This window comes from Alistipes onderdonkii (genome assembly GCF_025145285.1).
GTDB lineage: Bacteria > Bacteroidota > Bacteroidia > Bacteroidales > Rikenellaceae > Alistipes > Alistipes onderdonkii.
Genome location: NZ_CP102251.1, coordinates 3,151,326 through 3,176,490 on the forward strand (window position 1 = coordinate 3,151,326; position 25,165 = coordinate 3,176,490).

A 25,165-nucleotide genomic window follows, 5' to 3' on the forward strand; every position below is an offset into this window, starting at 1 on the left:
TATTTGTCAAAGTCCCAGTTCCTGGTCTATCAGCACGACCAGCACGCGCCCTGCGGGCCAGCACCGCAGCATCTCCATACGCGTGTTGCACACGCGGTCGGGCGAGTTGCAGTCCGAGCATACGCCCGTCCGGGCGCACGGCGTGCGGAATCCCGGGTGCCGTGCGACGTTTTGCGGTGCGGCGATCGTGCGGATGCGCTCCTCGGCCTCGGCACGGTCGGCGACGATCTTGTTGCGTCCGGCCACGATGACCACCTTGCGGGGCCCGAACGCCACCGGGGCGATGCGGTTGCCCACCTTGTCGAGCCAGTGGAGCGAGCCTTCCATGCTGATGGCGTTGACCCCCGTGATGAAGAGGTCGGACATCAGCGCCTGCCGGCGTATCTCCAACCGTTCGGGATAGCTCATCGCGGGGTCGAACCCGTCGAGCAGCTTCCAGCGTCCGTCGCCGCGCAGCCACCCGATGATGCCCGTGGCGTGCATCGTTTCCGAGTCGCCGAACGATACTATTTCCGGCCGTTCCCGCTCCGCGATGGCTTTCAGCACCGCGAACGCCTCGGTGGTGTCCTTCACCGTTTCAACCTCAAAATGGTGTCGCCGTAATGCTTCGGCGCAGTTTGCCAGTTTCATCTGTTTCGAATTGTCCGCCCCCGAGGAATCCCTCCGGGCTATAATTAAGGTACGAAATTATAAGGTAAATCGCCGCCCCGAGTGCCAGGATTACCACGATCCATCCGATGACTCGCTTTCTGCGCCGTTCCCGGCGGGTCTCTTCCCGGATTGCGGCTTTGACGCGTTCGACCGTTTCGGGCGGGAGTTCTTCCCGGTGTGTCGGATGACCGGCCCTATCCCTGCCCAGCAGGTCGAGCATCTTCTCTTTCTTGCTGCGGGGCTGCCGTTCGCGGCGGTTGGCCGCGAGCCGTTGGATCATGTCCTGTACATGCCCCAGCAACATATGCCTACTTGATAAAGAACCTGTATATGTCGTTTCCGTTGGCGTACAGCAGCAGGAACAGGATGATGACCAGCCCGACGTACTGCGCGCCTTCCAGCACCTTGTCGCTCACCTTGCGTCCCGTGACCATCTCCCAGAACGTGAAGATCGCATGCCCGCCGTCCAGGCCCGGTATGGGCAGGATGTTCATCACCGCGAGGATGATCGACAGGAATGCCGTCTTCAACCAGAAATCCTCCCAGTTCCAGTCCCCGGGGAAAATACTGCCGATGGCGATGAACCCGCCCAGCTCCTCGTACATCTTGGTCTTGGGCTGCACGATCATCTTCAACTGTTCCCAGTAGGACGAAATGACTTTCCCGGCCTTTTCGATGCCTGCCGGGATCGACTGCCAGAAGGTGTACTCCTGTGTGCGCAGCGTATAGGGGTTGCGTGCTATCACGCCCAGCTTGCCCTGGTCGGACACCGGGACGGCGATCTGCAGCAGCCTGTCGCCTTCGCGTTTCACCGTCAGGGTCACTTCCCCGCCCGCCCGGGTCTTGAGGTATTGCTGGTAGCCGGAGTATTCCAGCCCCCGTGCATCGTCGATGGCCACGATCTCGTCGCCGCGCCTGAGCGCCGCCGCCGATTCGTACACCGCGCTGTCGATCAGGAATGGCACACGCAGCGTAAAGAGGTCTTCGTAACCTTTGGCCTGGCGCATCTCGATCAGCTCGTCCAGCGGCAACGTCAGCTCCACGTGCTTCCCGCCGCGCTCGACGACGACCTTCCGCTCGCCTTCGGTGATGAGCAGCGAATTGAGTATCTTGTTGATGTCGTCGACCGGTTCGCCGTCGATGGTCACGAACTTGTCGCCGTCCTCGAAGCCGAGCTTGTGCCCCGCCTCGTTGAAGTTGTAACCCCATTTGGCGTCCTCGTTCGAGAAGTAGTTGTCGCCCCACGTGTAGCAGACGCCGCAGTAGATGACGATCGCCAGCAGGACGTTCATCACCACGCCCGCGATCATCACCAGAAAACGCTGCCATGCGGGTTTGGTGCGGAATTCGTCGGGCTTGGGGGGCTGTTGCATCTGCTCCTTGTCCATCGACTCGTCGATCATGCCGGCGATCTTGCAGTATCCGCCCAGCGGCAGCCAGCCCAGCCCGTACTCGGTGTCGCCGCGCTTGAACTTGAAGATCGAAAACCACAGGTCGAAGAAGATATAGAACTTGTCGACGCGGATCCTGAAAACCCGCGCCATAAGGAAGTGCCCCAATTCGTGAATGCCCACCAGGATGGTGAAGCAGAGGAAAAACTGAATGATCTTGATGATTATATCCATGTCTGTCTTTTGGTTACAACGCTAAGTATTCCGCGGCCAGCCGCCGGGCCTCGTCGTTCGCCTCGGCGTAGTCCCCGAGGGTGGGGGCGGCGGCGAACGAGGCGCGCCCCAGGGCGTACTCGATGGCACGCACAATATCCAGCCATGCGCACTTGCGGCCGAGGAACGCCGCGACGGCCACCTCGTTGGCGCCGTTCATCGTGCAGGCCGCCGTGCCGCGGCGGCGCAGGCACTCGCAGGCGATCTCCAGCGCCGGGTATTTCGCCCGGTCGACCCCGGCGAATGTCAGCTGCGGGTGCGCCATGAAGTCGAACCGCTCGCCGGGGCGGGTCGCCCGCCGGGGGTACATCAGCGCGAAGCTGATCGGCATACGCATGTCGGGCGTGCCCAGCTGTGCCTTGATCGCCCCGTCCTCGAACTCCACCATCGAGTGTACGATCGACTGCGGGTGCAGCAGCACCGTTATTTTCTCCACCGGGGTGCCGAACAGCCAGTGTGCCTCGATCACCTCGAAGCCTTTGTTCACCAGCGTCGACGAGTCTATCGTGATCTTTGCGCCCATCTCCCACTGGGGGTGGCGCAGCGCCTGTTCCACGGTCACATCGGCCAGTTTTTCGCACGGCAGGTCGCGGAATGCGCCGCCGCTGCACGTGATGATGAGCCTCCGTATGGGCGACTGCTCGCCCGCCAGGCACTGGAAGATGGCCGAATGTTCCGAGTCGATCGGCAGGATCGGGGCACGCTTTTCGGCCGCCAGCCGCATCACGTATTCGCCGCCCACCACGAGCGACTCCTTGTTGGCCAGCGCCAGTTTCTTCCCGGCGCCGAGCGCGGCCACCGTCGGCGCCAGCCCGGCGTAGCCTACCAGCGCGTTGACCACCACGTCCGTATCGCCGCCCGCCGCGACCTGGGCCACGGCATCCTCTCCGGCGTAAACCTTCACGTCGGTGCCGGCCAGCGCATCGCGCAGCTGCCCGTAATAGCGTTCGTCGGCGATGACCGCCGTGTCCGCGTCGAATTCCCGTGCCTGTGCCGCGAGCCGCTGCCAGTTGCGGTTGGCCGTCAGCACGCGCACTTCGAATAAGGCGGGGTTCTCACGCACGATGTCGAGCGTCTGCACGCCGATCGAGCCCGTCGAACCCAGTATTGCAAGTCGTTGTTTCATGCCTGTGCGTCAGAATACGATGTACCCTTCTGGGTCTACGGGCTTGCCGTTGTTCCAGAGTTCGAATTCGAAAAGCCGCACCTCGCCCTCTTCCGCCTCGGCGTTGTAGCCGACCATCTCGCCCGCGCGGATGGTCTGCCCCGTGGTGACGAGCGACTGCGAAAGCCCCTTGTAGACCGAGAGGAGGTTGTTTGCATGCTGCAGCTCGACCATGTAACCCGTCTCGGGCGTCCAGAGGCTCAGCACCACCGTGCCGTTGTCGATGGCCGTGATGCGGTCGCTGGCCGCCGCCGCGATGCGTACCCCGAAATTGCCGTTGCGGATGTCGAAGCGGTCGGTGATGATCCCCTCCACGGGTTTGGCCAGCTCGATCGCCTCGCGTACCGAACGCCGCGACCCGCCGCTGCGGCCCGCGATGGCGTACGGGCCGTCGCCCTCCATCTGCGCCCGCAGGATCGAGTCCTCGGGCGAGGGCATCACCAGCACCTTGCTGGTGCGGGTACTGTCCGACGTGGCGAGCGTGCGCGCCACGGGGGTTTTGCCCTCCATGATCAGCGCGATATGCTGGTTGTAGGTGAGCATGTCGTTCATCATGCGCTCCATCGAGTCGAGCCGGATGATGTTCTGCACGAGGCTTTCGCGCGAACGGTCTGCCTCGGTGCGGTATCCCGGCAGCAGTTCCAGGATCGGGGAGTAGGCCACCAGCGACAGGATGAGGATGAACAGCAGCAGCACGAACGACAGGAAGGCCGCGAAGATGCTGGCCGGCGAGAGGTGCATGTGCCACTCCTCGCTGTTGTCCGTGGCATTGAGCATGTTGAAACGGCGTTTGCGGAAAAGCCCGCGCCACCATGCCCGTATGGATTTGAAAAATCTCATCGGTTTATGACATTATGAATGCAAAGATAACCAATTTCATAGAAAACCTTTGCGGAACGCGCCGAATTTTTTAACTTTGTGATCGTTTAGAATCAACGCAAAAAACAGCTGAAAAGTATGGTAAAACCTACATTACTCGTCCTCGCCGCAGGTATGGGCTCCCGTTACGGTTCGCTCAAGCAGATGGACGGAGTCGGCCCCAACAACGAGGCCATCATAGATTATTCGGTCTACGACGCCATCCGCGCCGGTTTCGGCAAGGTCGTTTTCGTCATCCGCCACTCTTTCGAAAAGGAGTTCCGCGAAGTCTTCTCCGCGGAGCGTTTCGGCGGCCGCATCGCCGTGGAGTTCGTGTTCCAGGAGTTGGACTACCTGCCCCAGGGGGCTGCTGTTCCCGAAGGGCGCGTCAAGCCGTGGGGCACCAACCACGCCGTGATGATGGCGGCCGACGCCATCCGCGAACCCTTCGCCGTGATCAATGCCGACGACTTCTACGGTGCCGAAGCCTACAAGACCATCGGGGACTACCTTTCGCAGTTGGGCGAGAGCCGGAACCGCTACTGCATGGTCGCCTACGACCTCGACAAGACCCTTTCGGACAACGGTACCGTTTCGCGCGGCGTCTGCGGTGTGGATGCTGCGGGCAACCTCACCTCGATGGTCGAGCGCACGCAGATCGAACGCATGCCCGACGGCAGGATCGTCTTCCACGACGGCGGCGCCGACGAAGTATTGGCCGGGGACACGCCGGTGTCGATGAACCTCTTTGGCTTCACCCCCGATTTCTTTACCTATTCCAGGGAGTATTTCAAGACGTGGCTCGCCGGGAACAAGGAGAACCTCAAAGCCGAGTTCTACATCCCGACGATGGTCAACAAACTCATCGGCGAAGGCACGGCCTCGTTGCGTGTGCTCCGCTCGGCGGCGCAGTGGCACGGCGTCACCTACAAGGAGGACAAACCCGCGCTGGTGGCCTCGATCGAGAAGATGATCGCCGAGGGCAAATATCCCCGCAACCTCTGGGCATAATCTCCGGCTGCGGCATCGCATATGCAAAAGGGCGGATATTTTCATCCGCCCTTTTGCTTAATGTTTCATCCGCCTTTTGCTTATTGCTTGTGGAGTGTCGTTTGCCGCGCCGGCTTCGGAAAGCCTGATTTGCCTTCGGTCTGGCCGGCCCCCGGCCGCATCCGTTTTTCAGGTTTCTGTCTTATCCGCGTTTCCGGCTCCCGGCGTTGGCTGCATCTCCGGTTTCCGGCCTTGCTTGTTTCTCCGGTTTCCAACCTTGCCTGCTCCTCCGGTTTCCGGTGTTGGCTGCTTCTCCGGTTTTCATCTTGTCCGTCTCTGCGGTTTTCAGCCTACCTGCTCCTCCGGTTCCCGGTGTTGTCCGCTTCTTCGGTTTTCGTTTTGTCCGTCTCTGCCGGTTTTCAGCCTTGCCTGCTCCTCCGGTTCCCGGATTTGTCCGGCTCTTCGCCTTGACGCGCTCCTCTGTCAGCTCTTCGTCAGCCCTTTGCCCCCCCCCTTCGTCACACAACCGGCGGCGCGGCGGCTCAGTCCAGAAAACCTTCCTTCACCAACTGCTCCCGGATGCGCGTCCAGTCCGCTACGGGACGTTTCACGCCGTCCACGAACCGGATCGGGCAGCCGAGGCTGCTGTCGTCGATGTAGAGGTCGGCATGGACTTTCGGCGAGGATGTCCAGCGCTGCTGCGAGGGGTTCTCGTTGACGGCGTAGAGCGGGATTCCCCGCTCGCGGAACCACCGGATCGCGTCGTCGAGCAGTTTGCCGTGGCGCATCGTGAAGAGGATCAGGCGGCAGCCGTTGTCCGTAAGTTCCTTCAGTACGGGTACGGCCCCGGCGTCGTCGCCTATTTCGGGATATGCGTGTGTCACGACCGTCCCGTCGAAATCGACGGCGATCAATGCATTGCGTATAGCCATTTATTTCTTGTTCCTTATTTTACGTCCGATTTTGCTGAAGAAAATTTTCAGGCGCTTGCGGTAGCTGGTCTCCTTGTAATCGTCGTATCCATACCCGTATCCGTACCCGTAGCCATATCCGTACCCATAGCCGTAACCGTATCCGTGGCGGCGGGTGCGCGTGCCGTTGAGTACGACGCACATGTTGCGGAATTTCTTCTCGCGGTAAAGCCGTTCGATGTCGGGCAGCTGCCGGCGGTCGAGCACGCCTTCGCGTACGATATAGATACAGAGGTCTGCCAGCCGGTCGGTGATGACCGCGTCGGCTACCGACATGGCCGGGGTGCTGTCGATGAATACATAGTCGTAGCTCTCCCGCAGCTCGGCGACCAGCTTGTCCAGGCGATCCGAAAGCAGCATCTCCGTGGGGTTGGGCGGCTGGATGCCGGCGCAGATCACGTCGAGGTTTTTGTGTATCTCCATCGGCGTGATCAGTTCGCCGATGTCGGTGATCGTCCCGGCCAGGTAGCTCGTGATGCCTTTCTTGCTGTTGCTGCGGCCCAGCGTCGTGGAGAGCGCGTGGCGGCGCAGGTCGAGGTCGATCAGTACGATCCGCTTCCCGGCCATGGCGAGCGTCATCGCCAGGTTCATCGCCACGAACGTCTTACCCGCATGGGGGTCGGACGACGTGAAGAGCACGCACTTGATTTCCTTGCCCGACGATACGTTCATGAAGGTCATGTTCGAACGCAGGATGCGGAAAGCCTCGGACAATGCGTCGCGTCCGGTTTCCCGGACGACGATGCCGCCCTTGTTCTCTCCTTCGAGGAAGGGGATGTCCCCCAGGAACGGGGCGCTGATGTTCTCTTCGATGTCCTTGCGGCCGCGGATGGTCGTGTCGAGCATGCCGATCAGGTAGATGATGCCGAAGGGGATCGCCAGGCCGGCCAGCAGGCTGATGCCCAGGATGATCATCGAACGGGGCGACACGGGCCTGGGGCTGCCGTATGCCTGGTCGATCGTACGCGAATTGCTTTCGGCGACGGCATAGTTGAGCTGCGTCTCCTCCTGTTTGTTGAGCAGGTAGAGGAACAGCTCCTCCTTGATCTTCTGCTGGCGCATGATGTCTAACAGGACTTTCTCCTGCGACGGCATGGTGGATATGCGGTGATTGGCCAGCGCCTCCTCCTTGCGCATGTTCGAAAGCTGTATTTCGAGCGTCGAGACGTGCGAGTTGAGCGAAGCGATGATCGAGCGGCGCACGGCAGCCAGCACGTTGTCCATGTCCTGGATCACGGGGTTGCGTTCCGAACTGTTTTCGAGCAGTTTCTGGCGGCGCAGGATGGCGTCGTTATATTCGGTGATCTGGGCGACGATCCCGTTGTTGGTCAGCGAGGCGACCATCGGGATCAGATCCCCCGCGTGCGACGGGTCGTCGAGGTAGTCGCGGATGTAGTTGGCGACGCTGATCTGGTTTTCGATCGAAAGCCCTTCGACCTTGAATTTGCTGCTCTCGGTAATGGATCGGGTAGCCTCCGAGGTGATGTCGATCATCTGGTTGCTCTTCTTGATCCCCTCGATTTCGCTGTCCACGACGTCCAGTTCCCGTCCGATGGCCAGCATACGCTCCTTGATAAAGGCGTTGGTCACGACCGATACCTGCCGCTTGTCGGCGATGGCGTCCTCTTCGTACACGGCGATCAGCGTGTTGATCACGTCCTCGGCACGCTTGGGTACGGAACTGTTCATCGAGATGGTGACGATCGACGCCTGCTTGTTGGCCACGTCGCTCTTCACGGTGGCGCGGTAGGCGTTCGTCGTGACCATCGGCGAACTCTTGGTGACGGTGATGGGCCTGTCCACGTAGGTCGAGTCCATGAACGGCGTCTTGTGTACGACCATCTGCCCCAGCGGGGTGGGGATCGTGTCGCCGTACTGGGCGCGGATGACCCTGCGCTTCTCCTGCTTGGTGAGGTACTTGTCGTCGAAGTCCGCCAGCTTGATCCGGCCGTCCTCGAGTTCGGTCACCTCCAGCGAAAGGCGCTGGTTGTCGTCGTCGATGAAATCGACCTCGATGGGCGAGCGGCCGTAGAGGTCGAGCGTCCGCAGCCCGTCCCGTACGGAATAGTTGACCGTCAGGTGGAGGCGCTTCACCACCTCCGACATCAGCCTGTGCGACTGGAGGATGTAGACCTCGTTGTCGACGTTGCGGCGGTTCTGGAAACCTACCAGGTCGCTGAAAGCGCCCAGCTCCATGTCGCCGCCCTTGCGGCTGTCCTTTACGAGGATGGTGGCCGTACGGCTGTATATCTTCGGGGTGCTGGCCAGGTAGTAATAGGCCACGCCGAGGCAGATGAGCACCGACAAGGCGAACCAGTACCAGTTGGCCAGAACCATCTGTAACAGGTCGTGCAGCGTGAGGCCGCTGCCGTTTTCGTTCTCGTCGTTCTGCAGGTGCGGATTGATATTTTGATCTGCCATGAGTTACTTTACCTTAGTAAGAGTTACAATAAGCGTTGCTACCGAAATGGCCGTACTTACGAGCGAGAGGTAGAAGTTGCGGTTCTGGCTGATCTCACCGGCCTGTGCCTTGTATTTATTGGGCTTGACATAGATCACGTCGTTCTGCTGGATGTAGAACGCCGGCGAGTTGAAGAGGTCTTTCGATGTGAGGTCGAGGTATTCGATCGTGCGTACGCCGTCCACTTCGCGGGCCACGGCCACGTCCGTACGGATGCCGTAGATCGTCAGGTCGCCGGCCATGGCCAGTGCGTCGAAGATCGAGATCTTGTCGCGCGTGACGTCGTAATGCCCCGGGCGGGCTACTTCGCCGACGACCGAAATCTTCATGTCGGCGAACTGCACGTTGACCGACGGGTCGTTGATATACCCGCCCTCGACGATCTTGTCGGCGATGGCCTGTGCCAGTTCGCTGCGGGTCTTTCCCTTGCAGTCGATCTTCCCGATCACGGGCATGTCGAGCATGCCGTTCTCGTCCACCGTGCGGATTTGCAGCGACTGGTTGGTCGCCGAACTGTACGAGGCGACTCCCGTCACGGAACTCAGCGAGGTCGATGAGTTGAACGGCACTGCCAGTTCGGGGTCTTTGCTGTTGACCACAATCGTCAGCCGGTCGAGGGGTTTGATCCGGATCTGGCCGCTTTCGGCGATTTGTTCAGGCGTAAAGGGGTTCGCGTCCTGCAGGTACCAGGCACGTTTCTGCGAGGCACATGACGAGACCAGCAGGGCCAGGATGACCGGGACTAAGAGGCGGTAATGCTTCATTTTTACTAAGGCGTTTTATATCGTGCGCAAAGGTAGTAATTTTTGTGAAATAAACCTACATGTGCCCCTTGCTATTTTGTCCCTATTGCACCGGATTCGGTCGCCGCCCGGATTTTTTCCGGAAAAAAGCGTACATTTGACATCCCGGAATCCGGATTCCGAATTAAAATATGGAAATTATGTTGCATCCCGAGTGGAGTTACCAGGCTGTAATCTATGAAATGAACGTGCGCCAGCTGACGCGCGAAGGCACCCTCAGGGCCGCCGCCGCGAAGCTTGGTTTTCTGCGCGACATGGGCATCGACGCCGTGTGGCTGATGCCCGTCTATCCGATCGGCGCCGAGGGGCGCAAGGGCTCGCTGGGCTCTTATTATTCGATCCGCGACTATTGCGCCGTCGACCCCGGGCTGGGGACGATGGGGGATTTCGATGCGTTTGTCGCCGAGGCGCACCGCCTGGGCATGAAGGTGCTGCTGGACTGGGTCGCCAACCATACGGCGCGCGACGCCCGCTGGGTCGGCGAGAAGCCTGCCGACTGGTATGAGCGCGATGCCGCGGGGGCGCCCGCCGTGCCCTGGGACTGGACGGACACCGCCAAACTCAACTATGCGAACCGCGACGTGTGGCGGGCCGAGGCCGACGCCATGGAGTTCTGGGTGCGCCGGCACGCCGTCGACGGTTTCCGCTGCGACATGGCGATGCTCGTGCCCGTGGAGTTCTGGAATGAAACTGCCCGCCGCCTGCGGAAGGTGAACCCCGACCTGTTCCTGCTGGCCGAGGCCGAGGAGCCTTACCTCTTCGAAGCGGGTGCCTTCGACGCCTGCTATGCCTGGGAGATGCACCACCTGATGAACGACGTGGCGCAGCAGAAGGTACGCGTGACCGCCCTGCGCGACTACATTTATGCCGACCGTAACCGTTACCCGCAGTCCGCCATGCGCCTGGTGTTCACCTCCAACCACGACGAGAATTCGTGGAACGGCTCGGAGTTCACGCGCATGGGCGACGCCCGCGAGATCATGGCCGCCTTCACGTTCGTCGTGCCGCGCGGCCTGCCGCTGGTCTATACCGGGCAGGAGATCGGCTACGACCATTCGTTCGCCTTCTTCGACCGCGACCCGATCCCCTCCTATGCGGCCAATTCGTTCACGGATTTCTACCGCCGCCTGGCGGGGCTCCGGCATGCCAACCCTGCGCTCGCCGCCGGGGAGGCGGGCGGCGAGATGGTCGAGATCCGCAACAACGCCGAGGATTGCCTGATGACCTTCGTGCGCGAAGTGAAGGGCAACCGCGTCGTCGCCGTGATGAACCTCTCGCCCTACGCCATCCATGCCGATTATTACACGGGCATCTATGCCGGCATGTACACCGATGCCATGACGGGCGTTGCCTGCGAACTGCGCGGGCATGTCGAGGAGGACATGGCGCCGTGGAGCTACCGCATCCTGACACGCTGACCCCTGCGGCCGCGGAGTGCGGCGGCCGCATCCCCGCCCGATGCCTGGCTGCTTCCCCGCCCGATGCCCGGCTGCGGCCTGCAAACCCGGCCCGGGACGCCCGCTCGGGGCCGGCGTACCGTTTTTATCCGCCGCGGAACACGAATCCCTGCGCGGTCGCGTTCCTTTTATGGAATTTTTCCTATTTTTGCCCATGATTATGAAACGCTTCCTTCTCCTCTGTCTGCTGTTCGTCCCGTGCCTCGCGGCACAGGCCGAAACCTACCGCGTCGAAGACATCCCCAATGTCCAGCGCGCCGACCGCACGCGTTACGTTTCGAACCCCGACGGGATACTCTCGGACGAGGCCGTGGCGCATATCGACCGTTTGTGCGCTGCGCTGCGCGAGCGGGCCGTCGCCCAGGTCGCCGTGGTCGCCGTGGACGACATCGCGGGCGGCGACGTCTTCGAATTCGCCATCGACCTCTTCTCCGCGTGGGGCGTGGGGCAGGCCCGCAACGACAACGGGCTGGGCATCCTGCTGGTCAAAGACCGCCGCGAGATCCGTTTCGTCACGGGCGGCGGGCTGGAGGGCGTGCTGCCCGATGCGATCTGCAAGCGCATCCAGCTCAAATACATGCTCCCGGCATTCCGCCAGGGCGATTACAGCCTCGGCATGGTGCAGGGGGTCGAAGCCGTGTCGCAGCTGCTTGAGGGGAGCGAACTGGATCTGGGCGGTGCCGATACGGGCGGCGACGAGCTGCCCGCATGGGCGGTTTTCCTGATCGTCACCGGGTTCGTCGTAGTGCCGATGGGCGTGATCCTGCTGGGTTACTACGCCCGCAAGCGTTGCCCGAAATGCCATAAACTGACACTCCGGCAGCAGTCGAGCGACATCCTGAAGGTGACGCCCAACTACCGGCTGGTCGAATATACCTACGTCTGCTCGAATTGCGGCGCCGTGGTCAAACGGCAGGCCAAAAACCTGCGCGACGACAATTTCGGCGGCGGCGCGGGCGGCGGCACGATCATCGGGGGGCGTGGTTTCGGCGGCTTCGGCGGAGGGTCGCGAGGCGGTGGTTTCGGCGGCGGTTCGTTCGGTGGCGGCGGTGCCGGCTCGCGCTGGTAAAGGCCGCAGGGCGTGCCGGGCGGCTTTGCCGGTTGCGGGCGGCTGTTTGCCGGACAAAGGCTGGCTTTTGCGGGCGGGATGCTTTTCCCCTGCCCCCGACGGGATAAGATTGGAATGAATTTAAAACACTTTATATTATGAAGAAATGGATTTGGATTGGAGTCGTCGCCGTCGTGGTGATCTTCTTCTACGCAACGTACAACGGATTTGTCAATAAGGAGGAGGGGCTGAAGACCGCATGGTCGAATGTCGAAACGCAGTACCAGCGCCGTGCCGACCTGATTCCCAACCTGGTGAACACGGTCAAGGGCTATGCCGCACACGAGTCGCAGACTTTCGAGGCCGTAACCGAGGCCCGTGCGAAAGCCACCTCGATCAACCTTTCGGCCGACGACCTCACGCCCGAGAAACTCGCCGAGTTCCAGCAGGCGCAGGCGCAGGTGCGCTCGGCGCTGGGGCGCCTGATCGCCGTGTCGGAGAGTTATCCCGACCTGAAGGCCAACCAGAATTTCCTCGAACTGCAAGCGCAGCTCGAAGGCACCGAGAACCGTATTTCAGTGGCCCGCAAGGAGTTCAACGAAGTGGCCAAGACCTACAACGTCGCCGTGCGCCGCTTTCCGGCCAACCTGGTGGCCAAGTTGTTCGGGTTCGGGCAGAAGCCCTACTTCGAGGCTGCCGAAGGCACCGAAACCGCACCCCGGGTGCAGTTTTAGCCCGGCTCCGGGGTAGAAAGCAAAGGGACGGGACGCGCCAGCGTATCCCGTCCCTTTTGTGTTGTCGGTGCCTGACTACTTGCGGCTTCCGAGAATCCGGAGCAGGTAGAGGAACAGGTTGATGAAGTCCAGGTAGAGGGTCAGCGATCCCAGCAGTGCGATTTTCTGCGTCGATTCGTCCACGACCTCGGCGTTCATCACCATCTTCTTGATCTTCTGCGTGTCATAGGCCGTGAGGGCGACGAACACCAGCACGCCGATGTAAGTTATCACCCACATCATCGTTTCGCTGCGCAGGAAAAGGTTCACCACCGTTGCGATGATGATGCCGATAAGCGCCATGTAACCCATGTTCCCGATGCCCGAGAGGTCGCGCTTGGTGAAATACCCGAACAGCGCCATGGCGCCGAACGTGCCGGCCGTCACGAAGAAGGTCGATGCGATGGACGATGCGGTGTAGAGCAGGAAGATCGAAGCCAGCGTCGCGCCGTTGAGGATCGAGTAGGCGATGAACATCAGCGTTGCCGTGAGGAACGACATGCGGAAGATGAACGACGAGAGGATGATGACCAGCGCCAGTTCGGCGATGATCAGGCCGAAGAATGCGACTTTGCTGCCGAAGATGGCATTGAGCAGCGTCGGCGAGTCGGAGACCGTCAGGGCCGTTGCGCCCGTGATGAAGAGGGCCATCGTCATCCATAGGTAGACGTTGCGGAACAGGGTGGTGTTCTCGGACTTGTCAGCCCTGCGCACGCCGGCTGTCTTGCTGTAATTGGTGCTTGTTTCCATAAAGTTTTCCTGTGTATACCTGAAATTACGTTTCGTCGCGGTTTTTCCGCTGTCGGCGCAAAGGTAACGATTAAATCGGAGTTTTCGGGCAAAGCCGCGTAAATTTCACGGCCGGCCGCCGGGGATGCGGTGCGGCTACATTCCTTTTTTTATGCCGGCCCGGATCAGGAGGATATTTACGGGCAGCGCCACGAGGAACCCGCATGCCATGGCGACCTGCATCGAGAACCAGAATACGAACGAGGTGCGGGGCATTGCCTCACCGCCGTTGAGCGCGAAGATCGCCACGGCCATCCAGCCGTACATGCCGGCCTGCCATGCCGTGAGCGAGAGTATGTCGGCTTTGGCGGCACGGCGTATCGCTTCGCCGCGCGGGAGCGTGCGTTCCATGCCCCGGATCGCGGCGTACTGGAACCCGATGCCGAATGCCAGGGCCAGGAGGTAATCCACGACCCATGTCCCAGCCAGTATGCTTCCGCCTATGGCTACCGGGACGAAGAAGAGGAACCATTCGCCGACGATGTCGGCCAGCGTGCACCCCGCCCCGCAGTGGAGCGTCGACAAGACGACCGACTGCCACCGCGGCCGCCCCTTCATTCCGGGCATATCACTCATCCCGTCCATCCCGTCCATCCCGTCCATGCCTTCCATACCCCGGGGCCCGGCCGTCCCGGACATCTTCGTCCCGTCTGCCATTCCCGGCATGTCTGCCCCGTTTGCCGTATCCGCTTTGTCCGCTGCCCCCTTCATCCCGGGCATATCACTCATCCCGTCCATCCCGTCCATGCCTTCCATACCCCGGGGCCCGGCCGTCCCGGACATCTTCGTCCCGTTTGTCATCCCGGGCATGTCCGTCCCGTCTGCCATTCCCGGCATGCTCGCTCCGCTTGCCATGTCCGGTATGCCCGCCTCATCTGCCATGCCCGCTTTGAGCGCCGTCCCTTTCATTCCGGGCATATCTTCCGCCCCGTCCGCTCCTGTCGTGGTTCCGTTCTCCATCTGCATCCCGTGCATCCCCGGTTCCGGCATGTTCATGGCCCGTTCTGGCTCCGAAACCTTCCATAAATCCGTTCCCGCTACGGACATGTCTTTGCGTCCGTCCGTTCCGGGCTTCCCGTTCGCCGCTTCCGGCCCCAAGCCTCCGCCCCGTCCGTCCGTTCCGGGCTTTTCGTTTCCTACCTTCTGCCCGGCGCTGTCGACCTGCCGCTCGTTCCCGGTTTCCCCGATGCCGCCGCCTTTTGCCGGCTCGCTGATTTTCGCGGAGTCTTTCTGCTTTCCGGTGCCGTTGTTTTGCACGGGCATGTGCCGCGTGGCGCGTCCGAGGGCGAAATAGGCCCATAGCCCGAAAAAACTGGCCCAGAGGGCGGTGAGTACCCATACGCTTTCCATAATGCGCATCGGTTGCCGGCGCGTACGCAGGTCGGCCGCGACGATGAGCGCCGAGCCGATGCCGCCCGCTACGAACAGGACTGCCAGATAATAGAATTGCTGCATGACGAGGTGTTTTTTCCCATCATGCAGCAATTTATATACCGCACCGCGCTCTGGCCTGCCATCGAAAGCCGGGCGGGGAATTCAGCTGGGTCGGCTTGGGCTGGAACCGAAATATTGGTTTCGTAGACCCCGAACTGGGTGCGCTCGAATAACTCAGGGCATCAAATCCAATGTGACGATCACCGGATTGGCATAGCCGGTTTCCTCCCGTTGGCCGAACAATGCCGCTTGCATGCCGGGGGATAACCTGGTTTGGTCGAGCACACCTGTAATCCGGTTCCCGGCTACGTCTACCGGGCCGTTCATTACCGTGGCGAACAGTCCGTTCCTGTCTGGCTCGTTTCCCCCGAACGTGATACCGACCAGTCCCGTTACGGTACGGTGCGTATCCTTGTCGTAAACCACCAGGTAGGGCATGCGTTTGGTGTCCCGACGAATTCAGTTTCATAGCGATCGCTAAATTGTCCTTCATTTGATTTCTTTATAAAACTCCCCACCTCTCTTCTTACATCCGCGCTCGGCAAAAAGAGGCTGCTATAATTCTTCGAATAGTTTGTGCTTTTGTTCTATCCAATTCATATCATTTTATCGTTTTGATTTTGAGCTGTCAGGCTTGTGCCCAACGTGCCGGCGATTGGCTTCGGGGCGGAGAGCGGCGCACGTCCGCTGTCCGCTGAAACAAAAGTTGATGCGGGCGGCAAAAGGCGAATGCCCCGCGTCATCCGCCCTCAGAGGTGCGAGTTGGGTGTGTTTCTCAACTTGTATGCTCGCTCCAAAATTCAATATATTTCGGACTTTGTGGAATTTCAAAATTGTCAGGCAGTCTCAAATGAAATTCGTTTCGAAAATAGGTCGCTAAGTCAAATCCATAATAAATAATGTCCATTTGATGTACGGATAGGATGGGATTTCCTGTCTCATGCGGCTTACTCGGAATGTAACGATTAGAATAAATCGGTATCAATTTCGGATATTTCTTGAAATTTTGAGTCGCAATTTCTTTTTGCTGTTCGAATATTTCAGGTTTTTCACCCCAATTCTCGTCCCAAAACGCATTATTCTCAATGTCGAATAACATTCCTTCAAGCGGCCGATTCAATTTGTCGAATACTTCATCTTCGTATTCTTTTGATGAAAGTGCTTTTCTCCAATTGACAAATTCTTTCGATACAGGCAGTTCCAAACATAATAATGTTTGTAAATCCGGTGGAAATGTTATGTCGAAATTTGCTTCGACTGTTATCAATTCCTCGTTTGTCAATCCTTTCTCAAATTGGATTCCTCTACTTTTCAGAAGTTGTATCAACAATTTTTTTCGATCTTCGAGTTTCATCCTTCATTAGTTTTTTGCACATTTGTGAATTGCGCCCACCCACCTTTACTACCTCTATTATTTTTCAAAGTCGGTTTCTGTGTCGGGTAAAATAATTTTGTCTAATATTAAAGAATTTAAATGGGGATTCCCATTTGTCTTTGCTGCAAAGAACATAGCATATACAAAGATAGAAATATTAATATACGATTCACTGGAATTGAGCAATAAATCTGTTTTTTCGACGGAGGTATTGAGATTGAAAAAGAAAATACATACGCTTGAATATCGTTCGGAATGAGTTTAGCCATTGCCGTCTGCCTTTCCCTGCCGGCCTTTGGCAAACGGCCAAACGCATCCCTCCCGACCGACTGGCCGGGAGGGATGCGTTTCAGGATGCTGCGTTTCGGGTTGTGTTCCGCGGTGTGCGCGCAATCCGGGCTGCGTGTCCCGCGGTGCTGTGCGCTGCTGTGTACGTTGGGATGCTATGTGCCGCCGAGCTGTGTACGTTCCGGGATGTCGTGATTCGGGTTGCTGCATTCCGGATTGTTGCATTCTCGGTCACACGATCCGGACTGTGTTCTGCGGTGCTGCCCCGGGAACTTTACAGGCGGTTCTTCTCGTCGGCCGAACCCGCTTCGACCGCCTTGCGTTTGAAGGCTTTGCCCGACTTGAAGTTGTAGGTCACCCCGATCGTGAAGCTGCGGTCGTTCCACTGCTGTTTGACGTCGACCATGCGCACGAACCCGTCGCCGTGTGTGGTGAGGGGTTTACATGTTCGCCAAATGTCTGCCCGTTTCCCGAGACTGTTGCAGGGTGGCCGGCCGAATGCGAAATGGCCTCAGTTCGGAGACTGGTAAGTGTTCGTAGTCTCTCCTTGGATGCGCATGCGCATAGACTGCCGGTAACCGTCCTGTCCGGAGGTGGTGCCGGATAAACGAATTGTTGTGTGAGGTGGAAACACCTTGTAATGGAGTAATTTATATGTTGCTGTGCTTTAGGTTGAACCACCCCGATTCCTGTTAGTTTTCGTCTTCGGAGCTTCCCAAATACTTCCATGAGGAAATGTTGTTATCCATATTATCAGGGTTTTGCCATATTGGCTTTGCTGTCATTATTGATGAAGCATGTTTCATTTCAGATTATAGTTTGAATTGATGATAAAATAATTTGGAAAATAATATTGACAACGGTAAAATTGATATAATTATATGCTTTTTTTGAATGCATATTTAAATAATATTATTGCATTTGTATAAAAATGTGATAGATGGGAAGGTGTTTTCTGTTGTTTTTTATAATGACTATTTGTACGTGTTGCAAATCGGATGCTCCGATTGCTGCGTTCGAACAAATTGATCTTGACGTCGTAAATAAACGGGAATGTGCATTTCGCGTTGAAAACGCACGTTTATTCCCGTTGGAAACTACCGAGGAATCGTTAATTACGAGGGTCGACAAAATCATATCCAAAGCCCCTTACATCTATATACTCGATTCAAGGCAGAAAGTGATTTTTATTTTTGATTACGATGGGCACTATTTGACCAAAATAGACAAAATCGGTAGAGCTGGAGGCGAATATGCGAGTATAGAGGATTTCGATGTGGGTGACAACGGCGATCTGTTTATATTAAGCGCATACAGTAAAAAGATAATCAAGTATGCATATCCGGCCTATATTTCATTTGATGAGATCCGCATAAACTGTTCCATGACGGAAATCTGTGTCGTTGGGGACAAGATATATACCGGAGGTATGCATACTCCTGATGGTCTCGTGGGGCTTGGGGTGTTGGATATTACGAAAGGTACGGTCGATCCCCTGGTCGGAATTCGGGCCGAATTCGACTTGTCATCCGATGATCGGTTTGAAGTCAAACCCCGAAGCTTTTACAAATCTTCCGGCAATGTTCTATTCAACCAGCGGTTTTCCCGTCAAGTACATGAACTTGGCCAGTCCGGGTGGCAGATACCTTACGAATTCAGCAGTGGCTTGCCGGTTTGGGCAGCCGGTGATAAAGATGATTTCAGGGGTTTCCGGTCGATTTTCCATGTAGGGCGTATAATATTGGGGCAGCTTTGGCAAAATCAATTCTACTATCCGCCTCTGTATATCCGGGACATTGAAAGCGGAAAGGAATCTCTGTGCAATCTTTGGGATATGGGACTTCCTTTCCTGACGGATATAAGCACGAAAGACGGACATTTCATCATGGCAATATCTGCGGACAGGCTGAAAAGGATACAGAATAATGAAATCGTACGGAATGTGGTTTCCAAAGTATCGGAAAATGACAATCCGTTGCTGCTGGAATTCGATATCGTCGCTAACCCTTAAAATAAATTACTATTATGAAGAAACCTATTCTTGTTGTATTTGCATTTGCTTTTATTGTATTTATTGGTTCGTTGTTGGTGAAAAGCTACAAATTTGCGGCGACATCGGGTTTGATCGCTGCGAATATAGAGGCTTTGGCGCAAAACGAATCACTGGATGCCGGGGAAGTCGATAATAATAACTATACGATAAACACGCATACTACCAGAGATATATACAATGAAAACGATTGTTGTTACACGATTATCACTACGACGGAAGTCGATTGCCTTCCCGATGGAAAGGCGGATTGTACTCCGGGAACCCGAGTTGATGTCGTTACCGGGCATCGGTTTTCGCATATTTAGGCTGCGGATGTTGTCTTGAACACAATTTATGTTGTGTATCTCCTGAGAATGTTGCCGACCCGAAAGCATCATCGGCCCTGAAATTTCTTATTATAAGCGGTTCTTCTCGTCGGCCGAACCCGCTTCGACCGCCTTGCGTTTGAAGGCTTTGCCCGACTTGAAGTTGTAGGTCACCCCGATCGTGAAGCTGCGGTCGTTCCACTGCTGTTTGACGTCGACCATGCGCACGAACCCGTCGCCGCGGGCACCGATGTGCTGCGGGCGCTCGATCAGGTTGCGCACCGAGAACGAGGCGGTGAACTTGTCGCCGAAACGCTTCTTGATTCCGGCGTTCAGGAAATGGAGCGGTTTTACCCAGCAGTTGCCGAAGTCCATGCGGCTCTGGAACCGGTACGACAGGTCGATGTAGAATTTCGCGGGCAGCGAGAAGGTCGTCGAGCTGTTTACGAAATAGAAGTTGTAATGTTTTTCGGCACTGTGCTCGTCGATGCGCTGCCCCTGCCGGATGTAGGTGAGGTTGAGGTTCATCGTCCACCATTTGGTGAACTGGAACGGTGCGTTGGCCGTGAGGTAATAGTTTTTCGTCGTGTCGAAGTTTGTCCACGCCAGGCACAGGCGCGCCGGGTCGTCCGCGTCGGGGCGTATCGTCTGCTGTATCTCGTCGCGCTGGATCGTCATGCCGCCCGTGAGGGTGTACTTGTGCTTGAGCACCAGCGTCAGGCTGATGTCCTGCTTGTAAGCCGGGTCGAGTTCGGGGTTTCCCGTCTGGTAGGTGTAGTCCGAGATCTGGAACCGCTGCGGGTTGAGGCTCCAGAAGCGCGGGCGCTCGATCGTGCGGGCATACTGGGCGATGAGCGAGTAGGCCCCGTCTTTGGTCAGGGCATAGGAGACGTTCGCGTTGGGGAAGAGGCTGAAGTAGTTCTGCGAGATGTCGTCGCCCTTGCCCCGGGTGTGGGTGTATTCGCCCCTCAGCCCTGCCACGAGGCTCCAGCGCCCGAGGTTGGCCGAGGCGATGCCGTAGGCCGCCGCGATGTTCTCCGTATAGTTGATCGTGAAACTCTGGTTGTCGTTGCGCACCCACGCGCCGTCCTTCACGTATTCGTAGAGCGCGTCGTTGTGCATGTCGTTGTAGGTGAACTTGGCGCCTGCGCGCAGCGACCAGCGGGGCGAAAATTTCTTGTCGAGGGCCAGCGTGGCGGTCGTGATGTCGTAGAGGCTCGACGAGTTGTCGCGGTAGGTCGAGTCGACGACTGACGCGGGGGAGGTTATGCGGCTGAAATTGTCGTTGTCGGCGTTTGTTGCGCGGCGCGTATAATCGGCCAGCAGTTTGAGTGTCGAGCCGAGCGTGTCGAGTTTGTAGATGTAATTGAACGTCGCCGAGTAGTTGTCTCGGATGTTGTGTATGCCGTAGCGGCTTTCCGTGCGGGTTACGGCACCCGCGTCCGTGAAGTCGGTATAGGAGTCGTTCGGGCCCTTTTCGTTGTTGCGCCAGTATTCGAACTCGACGCCGATGCTGTGCTTGGGGTTGATTTCGAATACCGAGCCGATGCTGCCGCCGAAGTTGCGGTCGCGTTCGGCGATTTCCGAATGGGACGTGAGGTTCGTATTGCCCGTGCTGTAATCGGTGTGTTCGTCCGAGACGGCCGTGTCCCTGCCCAGGTCGGCCCATGCCGAGGCGTAGAGGTCGAGGCGGCCCGTGTGGATGTTGATGTTGCCGCTCGGCGTATAGAAATGGTGGCGCGCGTTCTGTGTGGTGCGCATCGACAGCGACCCGTCCAACCCGTTCTCGCGGCGTTTGCGGAGCGTGATCCTGATGATGCCGCCCGATGAATCGGCGTCGTAGTCGGCGCCCGTCGTCGGTACGACCTCGATCTTCTGGATCTCCTCGGCGCGCAGCGAGCGCAGGTAGGTGAGCAGCTGCTCGGGCTCCATGCGCAGTTCGCGGTCGTTGACATAGACCTTCGAGCCCGACTTGCCGTTTATCGAGATCTTCTCGTCGTCGATCCAAACGCCCGGTGCGCGTTCCAGCAGCTCGATGCCGTCCTTGCCGATCGCCGCCGGTGCGTTGGCCACGTCGACCACGAAGCGGTCTGCCTCGCGGCGGATGAGCTGCGCCTTGACCACCACGCCTTCGATCCGGGTCGTCGAGCTTTTCATCACGATCTCGCCCAGGTCGTTGTTCTCCTCGACCCGCACCTGCCGCACGACGGGGTCGAACCCGAGGTATTGTACCGACAGGGTATACTCGCCCGAAGGCACTTTCAGCACGAAGCGGCCCGTGTCGTCGGTGGCCATGCCCGCCACCTGGTCGCTGCCTTTCAGCAGCACGACCGTAGCGTACTCCACGGCCTGTCCCTGTTCGTCCACCACGCGGCCCTCGGCCGGATAGATGCGGGCTGCGAATGCGTTTGCGGCGGCCAGCGCCAGTATTACGATGAGGAAGATAAGTTTTTTCATACTATTCTGTTGTTGTTTGTAATCTGCACTGCATTTTAGTTGACGGGGCAAAGATATGTAAAAATATTTATACTTTGCAATGCATAGTACTAAATTTTACGAAAAAATTATCCTTTACCGGGGGAGGGGCGGCCGTTCATGCATGAAAAAACGCGGACTCCCCTCTGTCGGTAGATGGGTACGACCAAGCACCCGAAGCCAAACAGGTAGAGCCCGCGCGTGACGCGGGAGTACTACTGTTTTCTTGGCTTCGTTAAAATTGGTCGTTTTATCTACCCAAAAACAATAGCTTTCGCTAATATGTATGGCGCAAAGTTATAAAAAAGGCAGGAAATTCAAAACGGAATCTCCCGCTTTGCTGTCTATCACCCGCGGCGGCCGGCCGGCTGCCGCGCCCCGCCCCCTCCCGTCAGCATTCCGCCTTTATGCCCCCGCCACTATCCCCGCCTCTGTGCCGCCGTCGGTATCCGCTCTCTGTGCCGTAGCCCGCACACCTCTCTGTGCCGTTGCTCGCACACCTCTCTGTGCTTCTGCCAGCATCCCCACCTCTGTTTTGCCGTCGGCATCCGTTTCCCGCACCTCCGCTCTCATCCCCCCTCTGTGTTGCCGTCGGAAATTGCTCTCTGTGCCGCCGCCCGTACACCTCTCTGCGCCTTTGCCAGCATCCCCGCCTCTGTGCCGCCGTCGGCATCCGCTCTCCGCACCTCAGCCCCCATCCCCGCTTCTGTGCCGCCGTCTGCCTTCCTCCTCTGGATAGTCGTTGGCGTACGCTTTCTGCGCCGCGGAAAGCGGGGGAGGGCTGTCCCCGATAAAATAGGTGTCGTCGAAATTTTGTTGAAAAATCGTGCGCCGCGAGGCTGGAATCCCGCGAATAATTCCTAAATTTGCAGATTGAATTATTATGGCTCATTGTCCCCCGATGTGATTCCGAACGCTCCGCCATGCCGTTTCCGACGCGATCCGGCAGCAGGGCAGGCACGGCGGGGCGGGAATGCCCGGCAAAAAATGCTGAAACTATGATAAGCGCGGTTTATTATATCTTCCTGGTGCTGCTGTGCACCTTCTTCATGATCCTGTCGGCCCTGGCGCTGGTCGTGTGCTATCCCTTCGACAAGGGCCGCCGCGTGGTGCACGAGCTGTCACGCATCCTGGTGCGCACCTTCTTCGCCATTCCGCCCCGCTGGCGGCAGCGTGTGGAGGGGCTCGAACATGTCGACCGGAAGAAAAGCTACGTCATCGTGCTGAACCACAATACGGTGATCGACATCCCGACGCTCTATTACATCCCGCTCAATTTCCGCTGGGTCTCCAAGCGTGAGGTCTTCAAGACGCCTTTCTTCGGGCAGTACCTTATCCTCCACGGCGACATCTGCATCAACCGCGGCCGCGCCTCCGAGGCGCTGGAGCAGATGGTGCGCGACGGCAAGCTGTGGATCTCACGCGGCGCTTCGGTCGCCGTCTTCCCCGAGGGTACGCGTTCGAAGGACGGCGAGATACACCGCTTCAAGGCGGGCGCCTTCACGCTGGCCCGGGAGGCGGGCGTGGAGATACTCCCCGTGGTGCTGGACGGCACCAAGACGCTTATCCGCAATAACGCGATGTTCAACTGGGGCAACCGCATCACCATCCGCGTGCTGCCCCCCGTACCGGCCGGGAAGGTCGTCTCGACCGAGACGCACGTGCTGATGGAGGAGGTGCACGACGCCATGAGCGCGGCCCTTGCCCAGATCCGAAACCGAAAATAGACTATGGCAGATTTACTCAATACCAATCCTAACGACAGCTACGGCGACGACGCCATCGTTACGCTTTCGCCGCGGGAGCATATCCGTCTGCGCCCCGGCATGTATATCGGCAAGCTGGGCGACGGCACCCAGGCCGACGACGGCATTTACGTCCTCATCAAGGAGGTCGTGGACAATTCGGTCGACGAATTCATCATGGGGGCCGGCCGCCAGATCGACATTTCGATCGAGGACAAGGTGGTGTCGGTGCGCGACTACGGCCGCGGCATCCCCCTCAAATCGCTCGCGGCGGCCGTCAGCGAGATGAACACCGGCGGTAAGTACGGCGGCTCGGCCTTCAAGAAGACCGTCGGCCTGAACGGCGTCGGCGTCAAGGCCGTCAACATGCTTTCCGGCGAGTTCACGGCCCGTTCGGTACGCGACGGCGAGGCCCGCACGGTGACCTTCGCCAAGGGGCTCGAGGTGAGCGACAGGTGGGAGAGCGGCGTGCGCGAGAAAAACGGCACCTTCATCTCGTTCCGCGTCGACGAGGAGGTCTTCGGCGAGTATGCCTACAACCTCGAATACGTCGAGCAGATGGTGCGCAACTATACGTACCTGAACCTGGGGCTGACGTTCAATTTCAACGGCAACAGCTACGTTTCGAAAAACGGCCTGCTGGATCTGCTCAACGAAAACATGACCGAAGAGCCGCTCTATGCGCCGATCCACCTTTCGGGCGATGACATCGAGGTGGCCATCGCCCACGGCACGGGCTACGGCGAGAGCTATTTCTCGTTCGTCAACGGCCAGTACACCTCGCAGGGCGGTACGCACCAGGCGGCTTTCCGCGAGGCCATCGCCAAGACCGTCAAGGAGTTTTACCACAAGGACTACGATCCTTCGGACATCCGCACGTCGATCATCGCCGCCATTTCGGTCAAGGTCACCGACCCGGTCTTCGAATCGCAGACCAAGATCAAACTCGGCTCCAAGGAGATCGAGCCGGGCGTGTCGATGCGCAATTTCGTCGTCGATTTCCTGGGCAAGCACCTCGACGACTACCTGCACAAGCATTCCGAGACGGCGCAGGTGCTCCAGCGGAAGATCGTCGAGAACGAGAAGGAGCGCAAGGCCATTTCGGGCATCCAGAAGAAGGCGCGCGAGACGGCCAAGAAGGTTTCGCTCAACAACAAGAAACTGCGCGACTGCAAGATACACCGCACCGACAAGCACGAGCTGGCCGAACAGTCGATGATTTTCATCACCGAGGGCAACTCGGCCTCGGGTTCGATCACCAAGAGCCGCGACGTGCGCACGCAGGCTGTCTTTTCGCTGCGCGGCAAGCCGCTCAACTGCTACGGGCTGACCAAAAAGGTGGTCTACGAGAACGAGGAATTCAACCTCTTGCAGGCTGCGCTCAACATCGAGGAGGAGATGGACAACCTGCGCTATAACAAGGTGATCATCGCCACCGATGCCGATGTCGACGGCATGCACATCCGCCTTTTGATGATGACCTTCTTCCTGCAGTTCTTCCCCGACGTGATCCGCCAGGGGCACCTGTTCGTGCTGCAAACCCCCCTGTTCCGCGTCCGCAACAAGAAGGAGACGTTTTACTGCTACTCCGAGGAGGAGCGGCAAAAGGCCGTCGGACGCTGCGGCGCCAATGCCGAGATCACGCGCTTCAAGGGCCTCGGCGAGATTTCGCCCGACGAGTTCCGCGAATTCATCGGCGAGAACATCCGCCTGGACAAGGTTCGCATCACCAAGGACGACCCGATCCACGACCTGCTGGAGTTCTACATGGGCAAGAACACCTACGAACGGCAGGGCTTCATCATCGACAACCTGCGCATCGAGGAGGACATCGTCGAGCAGGATCTCGCAATCAACTAA

Annotated in this window: 22 protein-coding genes; 8 read left to right on the forward strand and 14 right to left on the reverse strand. The window is 58.3% G+C overall.

The annotated features are described in order from the left end of the window. Nucleotides 1-6 precede the first annotated feature (6 nt). From NQ559_RS12820 to NQ559_RS12840, 5 genes are read right to left on the reverse strand one after another with little or no spacing between them, the layout of a single operon-like run. On the reverse strand, nt 7-630 hold the full coding sequence (locus tag NQ559_RS12820) for a lactate utilization protein (protein ID WP_026318638.1): 624 nt from the start codon (nt 628-630) through the stop codon (nt 7-9). Further along, complete coding sequence (locus tag NQ559_RS12825; protein ID WP_018697315.1) at nt 584-955, reverse strand: hypothetical protein; 372 nt, start codon at nt 953-955, stop codon at nt 584-586. Before NQ559_RS12825 ends, NQ559_RS12820 begins: the two co-directional genes overlap by 47 nt. A gap of 4 nt (nt 956-959) precedes the next feature. After that, nucleotides 960-2,276, reverse strand: coding sequence for an RIP metalloprotease RseP (gene rseP, locus NQ559_RS12830; RefSeq protein ID WP_018697314.1), 1,317 nt, complete (start codon nt 2,274-2,276; stop codon nt 960-962). A gap of 13 nt (nt 2,277-2,289) precedes the next feature. Beyond that, complete coding sequence (gene dxr, locus NQ559_RS12835; protein ID WP_018697313.1) at nt 2,290-3,441, reverse strand: 1-deoxy-D-xylulose-5-phosphate reductoisomerase; 1,152 nt, start codon at nt 3,439-3,441, stop codon at nt 2,290-2,292. A gap of 9 nt (nt 3,442-3,450) precedes the next feature. Beyond that, nucleotides 3,451-4,320 carry a murein hydrolase activator EnvC family protein gene (locus NQ559_RS12840; protein ID WP_018697312.1) on the reverse strand — a complete coding sequence of 290 codons (870 nt, stop codon included), beginning with the start codon at nt 4,318-4,320 and terminating at the stop codon, nt 3,451-3,453. 117 nt (nt 4,321-4,437) lie between these two features. On the opposite strand from NQ559_RS12840, the gene NQ559_RS12845 reads away from it, so the two are divergent. After that, nucleotides 4,438-5,349: a nucleotidyltransferase family protein gene (locus NQ559_RS12845; RefSeq protein WP_022332261.1), complete on the forward strand. Its 912-nt coding sequence runs from the start codon at nt 4,438-4,440 to the stop codon at nt 5,347-5,349. A 521-nt stretch (nt 5,350-5,870) separates the two neighbouring features. Here the strand turns inward: NQ559_RS12845 and NQ559_RS12850 are convergent. Genes NQ559_RS12850 through NQ559_RS12860 form a run of 3 tightly spaced genes read right to left on the reverse strand, consistent with a single transcriptional unit; the run spans nt 5,871 to nt 9,524 of the window. Beyond that, nucleotides 5,871-6,260 (reverse strand): HAD family hydrolase, encoded by a 390-nt coding sequence (locus NQ559_RS12850; protein WP_018697310.1) that lies wholly within the window; start codon nt 6,258-6,260, stop codon nt 5,871-5,873. Then, nucleotides 6,261-8,720, reverse strand: coding sequence for a GumC family protein (locus NQ559_RS12855; protein ID WP_018697309.1), 2,460 nt, complete (start codon nt 8,718-8,720; stop codon nt 6,261-6,263). Between the two features lie 3 nt (nt 8,721-8,723). After that, nucleotides 8,724-9,524, reverse strand: coding sequence for a polysaccharide biosynthesis/export family protein (locus NQ559_RS12860; RefSeq protein WP_018697308.1), 801 nt, complete (start codon nt 9,522-9,524; stop codon nt 8,724-8,726). Nucleotides 9,525-9,703: 179 nt separating this feature from the next. Between NQ559_RS12860 and NQ559_RS12865 the strand changes: the two genes are divergently transcribed. From NQ559_RS12865 to NQ559_RS12875, 3 genes are all read left to right on the forward strand, one after another. Then, nucleotides 9,704-10,981: an alpha-amylase family glycosyl hydrolase gene (locus tag NQ559_RS12865; RefSeq protein ID WP_018697307.1), complete on the forward strand. Its 1,278-nt coding sequence runs from the start codon at nt 9,704-9,706 to the stop codon at nt 10,979-10,981. Nucleotides 10,982-11,180: 199 nt separating this feature from the next. Next, a complete protein-coding gene (locus NQ559_RS12870; RefSeq protein WP_032134444.1) occupies nt 11,181-12,089 on the forward strand; it encodes a TPM domain-containing protein in 909 nt (302 codons plus the stop codon). Nucleotides 12,090-12,226: 137 nt separating this feature from the next. Beyond that, the gene (locus tag NQ559_RS12875) at nt 12,227-12,802 is read left to right on the forward strand and encodes a LemA family protein (RefSeq protein ID WP_018697305.1); all 576 of its coding nucleotides are present in this window, start codon (nt 12,227-12,229) and stop codon (nt 12,800-12,802) included. Between the two features lie 75 nt (nt 12,803-12,877). On the opposite strand, the gene NQ559_RS12880 is transcribed toward NQ559_RS12875, so the two are convergent. The 5 genes from NQ559_RS12880 to NQ559_RS12900 all read right to left on the reverse strand — a co-directional run bounded on the left by NQ559_RS12880 (nt 12,878) and on the right by NQ559_RS12900 (nt 17,133). Further along, nucleotides 12,878-13,591, reverse strand: coding sequence for a Bax inhibitor-1/YccA family protein (locus tag NQ559_RS12880; RefSeq protein WP_018697304.1), 714 nt, complete (start codon nt 13,589-13,591; stop codon nt 12,878-12,880). A gap of 135 nt (nt 13,592-13,726) precedes the next feature. Continuing rightward, entirely contained in the window at nt 13,727-15,085 is a 1,359-nt protein-coding gene (locus NQ559_RS12885) for a DUF4396 domain-containing protein (RefSeq protein ID WP_018697303.1), read from the reverse strand. Nucleotides 15,086-15,238: 153 nt separating this feature from the next. Then, the gene (locus NQ559_RS12890; RefSeq protein WP_018697302.1) at nt 15,239-15,502 is read right to left on the reverse strand and encodes a hypothetical protein; all 264 of its coding nucleotides are present in this window, start codon (nt 15,500-15,502) and stop codon (nt 15,239-15,241) included. A gap of 337 nt (nt 15,503-15,839) precedes the next feature. Beyond that, entirely contained in the window at nt 15,840-16,418 is a 579-nt protein-coding gene (locus tag NQ559_RS12895) for a hypothetical protein (protein ID WP_018697301.1), read from the reverse strand. A gap of 583 nt (nt 16,419-17,001) precedes the next feature. Next, nucleotides 17,002-17,133, reverse strand: coding sequence for a hypothetical protein (locus NQ559_RS12900; RefSeq protein ID WP_259802789.1), 132 nt, complete (start codon nt 17,131-17,133; stop codon nt 17,002-17,004). A 534-nt stretch (nt 17,134-17,667) separates the two neighbouring features. Between NQ559_RS12900 and NQ559_RS12905 the strand changes: the two genes are divergently transcribed. Beyond that, nucleotides 17,668-18,738 (forward strand): DUF4934 domain-containing protein, encoded by a 1,071-nt coding sequence (locus NQ559_RS12905; protein ID WP_033395523.1) that lies wholly within the window; start codon nt 17,668-17,670, stop codon nt 18,736-18,738. 14 nt (nt 18,739-18,752) lie between these two features. Beyond that, on the forward strand, nt 18,753-19,085 hold the full coding sequence (locus tag NQ559_RS12910) for an NVEALA domain-containing protein (protein ID WP_018697580.1): 333 nt from the start codon (nt 18,753-18,755) through the stop codon (nt 19,083-19,085). Between the two features lie 90 nt (nt 19,086-19,175). Here the strand turns inward: NQ559_RS12910 and NQ559_RS12915 are convergent, their stop codons facing one another. Next, complete coding sequence (locus NQ559_RS12915) at nt 19,176-21,542, reverse strand: outer membrane beta-barrel protein (RefSeq protein ID WP_244062019.1); 2,367 nt, start codon at nt 21,540-21,542, stop codon at nt 19,176-19,178. Between the two features lie 1,016 nt (nt 21,543-22,558). On the opposite strand from NQ559_RS12915, the gene NQ559_RS12920 reads away from it, so the two are divergent. Both NQ559_RS12920 and NQ559_RS12925 read left to right on the forward strand, forming a co-directional pair. Next, nucleotides 22,559-23,287 carry a lysophospholipid acyltransferase family protein gene (locus tag NQ559_RS12920; RefSeq protein WP_018697297.1) on the forward strand — a complete coding sequence of 243 codons (729 nt, stop codon included), beginning with the start codon at nt 22,559-22,561 and terminating at the stop codon, nt 23,285-23,287. 3 nt (nt 23,288-23,290) lie between these two features. Then, the gene (locus tag NQ559_RS12925) at nt 23,291-25,165 is read left to right on the forward strand and encodes a DNA topoisomerase IV subunit B (protein WP_018697296.1); all 1,875 of its coding nucleotides are present in this window, start codon (nt 23,291-23,293) and stop codon (nt 25,163-25,165) included.

Excerpts from the sequence above, each read along its gene's own strand:
- NQ559_RS12840 (WP_018697312.1), bottom strand. The coding sequence starts at position 4,320 with ATGAGATTTTTCAAATCCATACGGGCATGGTGGCGCGGGCTTTTCCGC.
- NQ559_RS12820 (WP_026318638.1), bottom strand. The coding sequence starts at position 630 with ATGAAACTGGCAAACTGCGCCGAAGCATTACGGCGACACCATTTTGAG.
- NQ559_RS12890 (WP_018697302.1), bottom strand. The coding sequence starts at position 15,502 with ATGCCCTACCTGGTGGTTTACGACAAGGATACGCACCGTACCGTAACG.
- NQ559_RS12850 (WP_018697310.1), bottom strand. The coding sequence starts at position 6,260 with ATGGCTATACGCAATGCATTGATCGCCGTCGATTTCGACGGGACGGTC.
- NQ559_RS12880 (WP_018697304.1), bottom strand. The coding sequence starts at position 13,591 with ATGGAAACAAGCACCAATTACAGCAAGACAGCCGGCGTGCGCAGGGCT.
- NQ559_RS12885 (WP_018697303.1), bottom strand. The coding sequence starts at position 15,085 with ATGCAGCAATTCTATTATCTGGCAGTCCTGTTCGTAGCGGGCGGCATC.
- NQ559_RS12860 (WP_018697308.1), bottom strand. The coding sequence starts at position 9,524 with ATGAAGCATTACCGCCTCTTAGTCCCGGTCATCCTGGCCCTGCTGGTC.
- NQ559_RS12875 (WP_018697305.1), top strand. The coding sequence starts at position 12,227 with ATGAAGAAATGGATTTGGATTGGAGTCGTCGCCGTCGTGGTGATCTTC.
- NQ559_RS12900 (WP_259802789.1), bottom strand. The coding sequence starts at position 17,133 with ATGGTCGACGTCAAACAGCAGTGGAACGACCGCAGCTTCACGATCGGG.
- NQ559_RS12895 (WP_018697301.1), bottom strand. The coding sequence starts at position 16,418 with ATGAAACTCGAAGATCGAAAAAAATTGTTGATACAACTTCTGAAAAGT.
- NQ559_RS12915 (WP_244062019.1), bottom strand. The coding sequence starts at position 21,542 with ATGAAAAAACTTATCTTCCTCATCGTAATACTGGCGCTGGCCGCCGCA.
- NQ559_RS12855 (WP_018697309.1), bottom strand. The coding sequence starts at position 8,720 with ATGGCAGATCAAAATATCAATCCGCACCTGCAGAACGACGAGAACGAA.
- NQ559_RS12920 (WP_018697297.1), top strand. The coding sequence starts at position 22,559 with ATGATAAGCGCGGTTTATTATATCTTCCTGGTGCTGCTGTGCACCTTC.
- NQ559_RS12825 (WP_018697315.1), bottom strand. The coding sequence starts at position 955 with ATGTTGCTGGGGCATGTACAGGACATGATCCAACGGCTCGCGGCCAAC.
- NQ559_RS12910 (WP_018697580.1), top strand. The coding sequence starts at position 18,753 with ATGAAGAAACCTATTCTTGTTGTATTTGCATTTGCTTTTATTGTATTT.
- NQ559_RS12845 (WP_022332261.1), top strand. The coding sequence starts at position 4,438 with ATGGTAAAACCTACATTACTCGTCCTCGCCGCAGGTATGGGCTCCCGT.
- NQ559_RS12865 (WP_018697307.1), top strand. The coding sequence starts at position 9,704 with ATGTTGCATCCCGAGTGGAGTTACCAGGCTGTAATCTATGAAATGAAC.
- rseP (WP_018697314.1), bottom strand. The coding sequence starts at position 2,276 with ATGGATATAATCATCAAGATCATTCAGTTTTTCCTCTGCTTCACCATC.
- NQ559_RS12925 (WP_018697296.1), top strand. The coding sequence starts at position 23,291 with ATGGCAGATTTACTCAATACCAATCCTAACGACAGCTACGGCGACGAC.
- NQ559_RS12870 (WP_032134444.1), top strand. The coding sequence starts at position 11,181 with ATGAAACGCTTCCTTCTCCTCTGTCTGCTGTTCGTCCCGTGCCTCGCG.
- dxr (WP_018697313.1), bottom strand. The coding sequence starts at position 3,441 with ATGAAACAACGACTTGCAATACTGGGTTCGACGGGCTCGATCGGCGTG.
- NQ559_RS12905 (WP_033395523.1), top strand. The coding sequence starts at position 17,668 with ATGGGAAGGTGTTTTCTGTTGTTTTTTATAATGACTATTTGTACGTGT.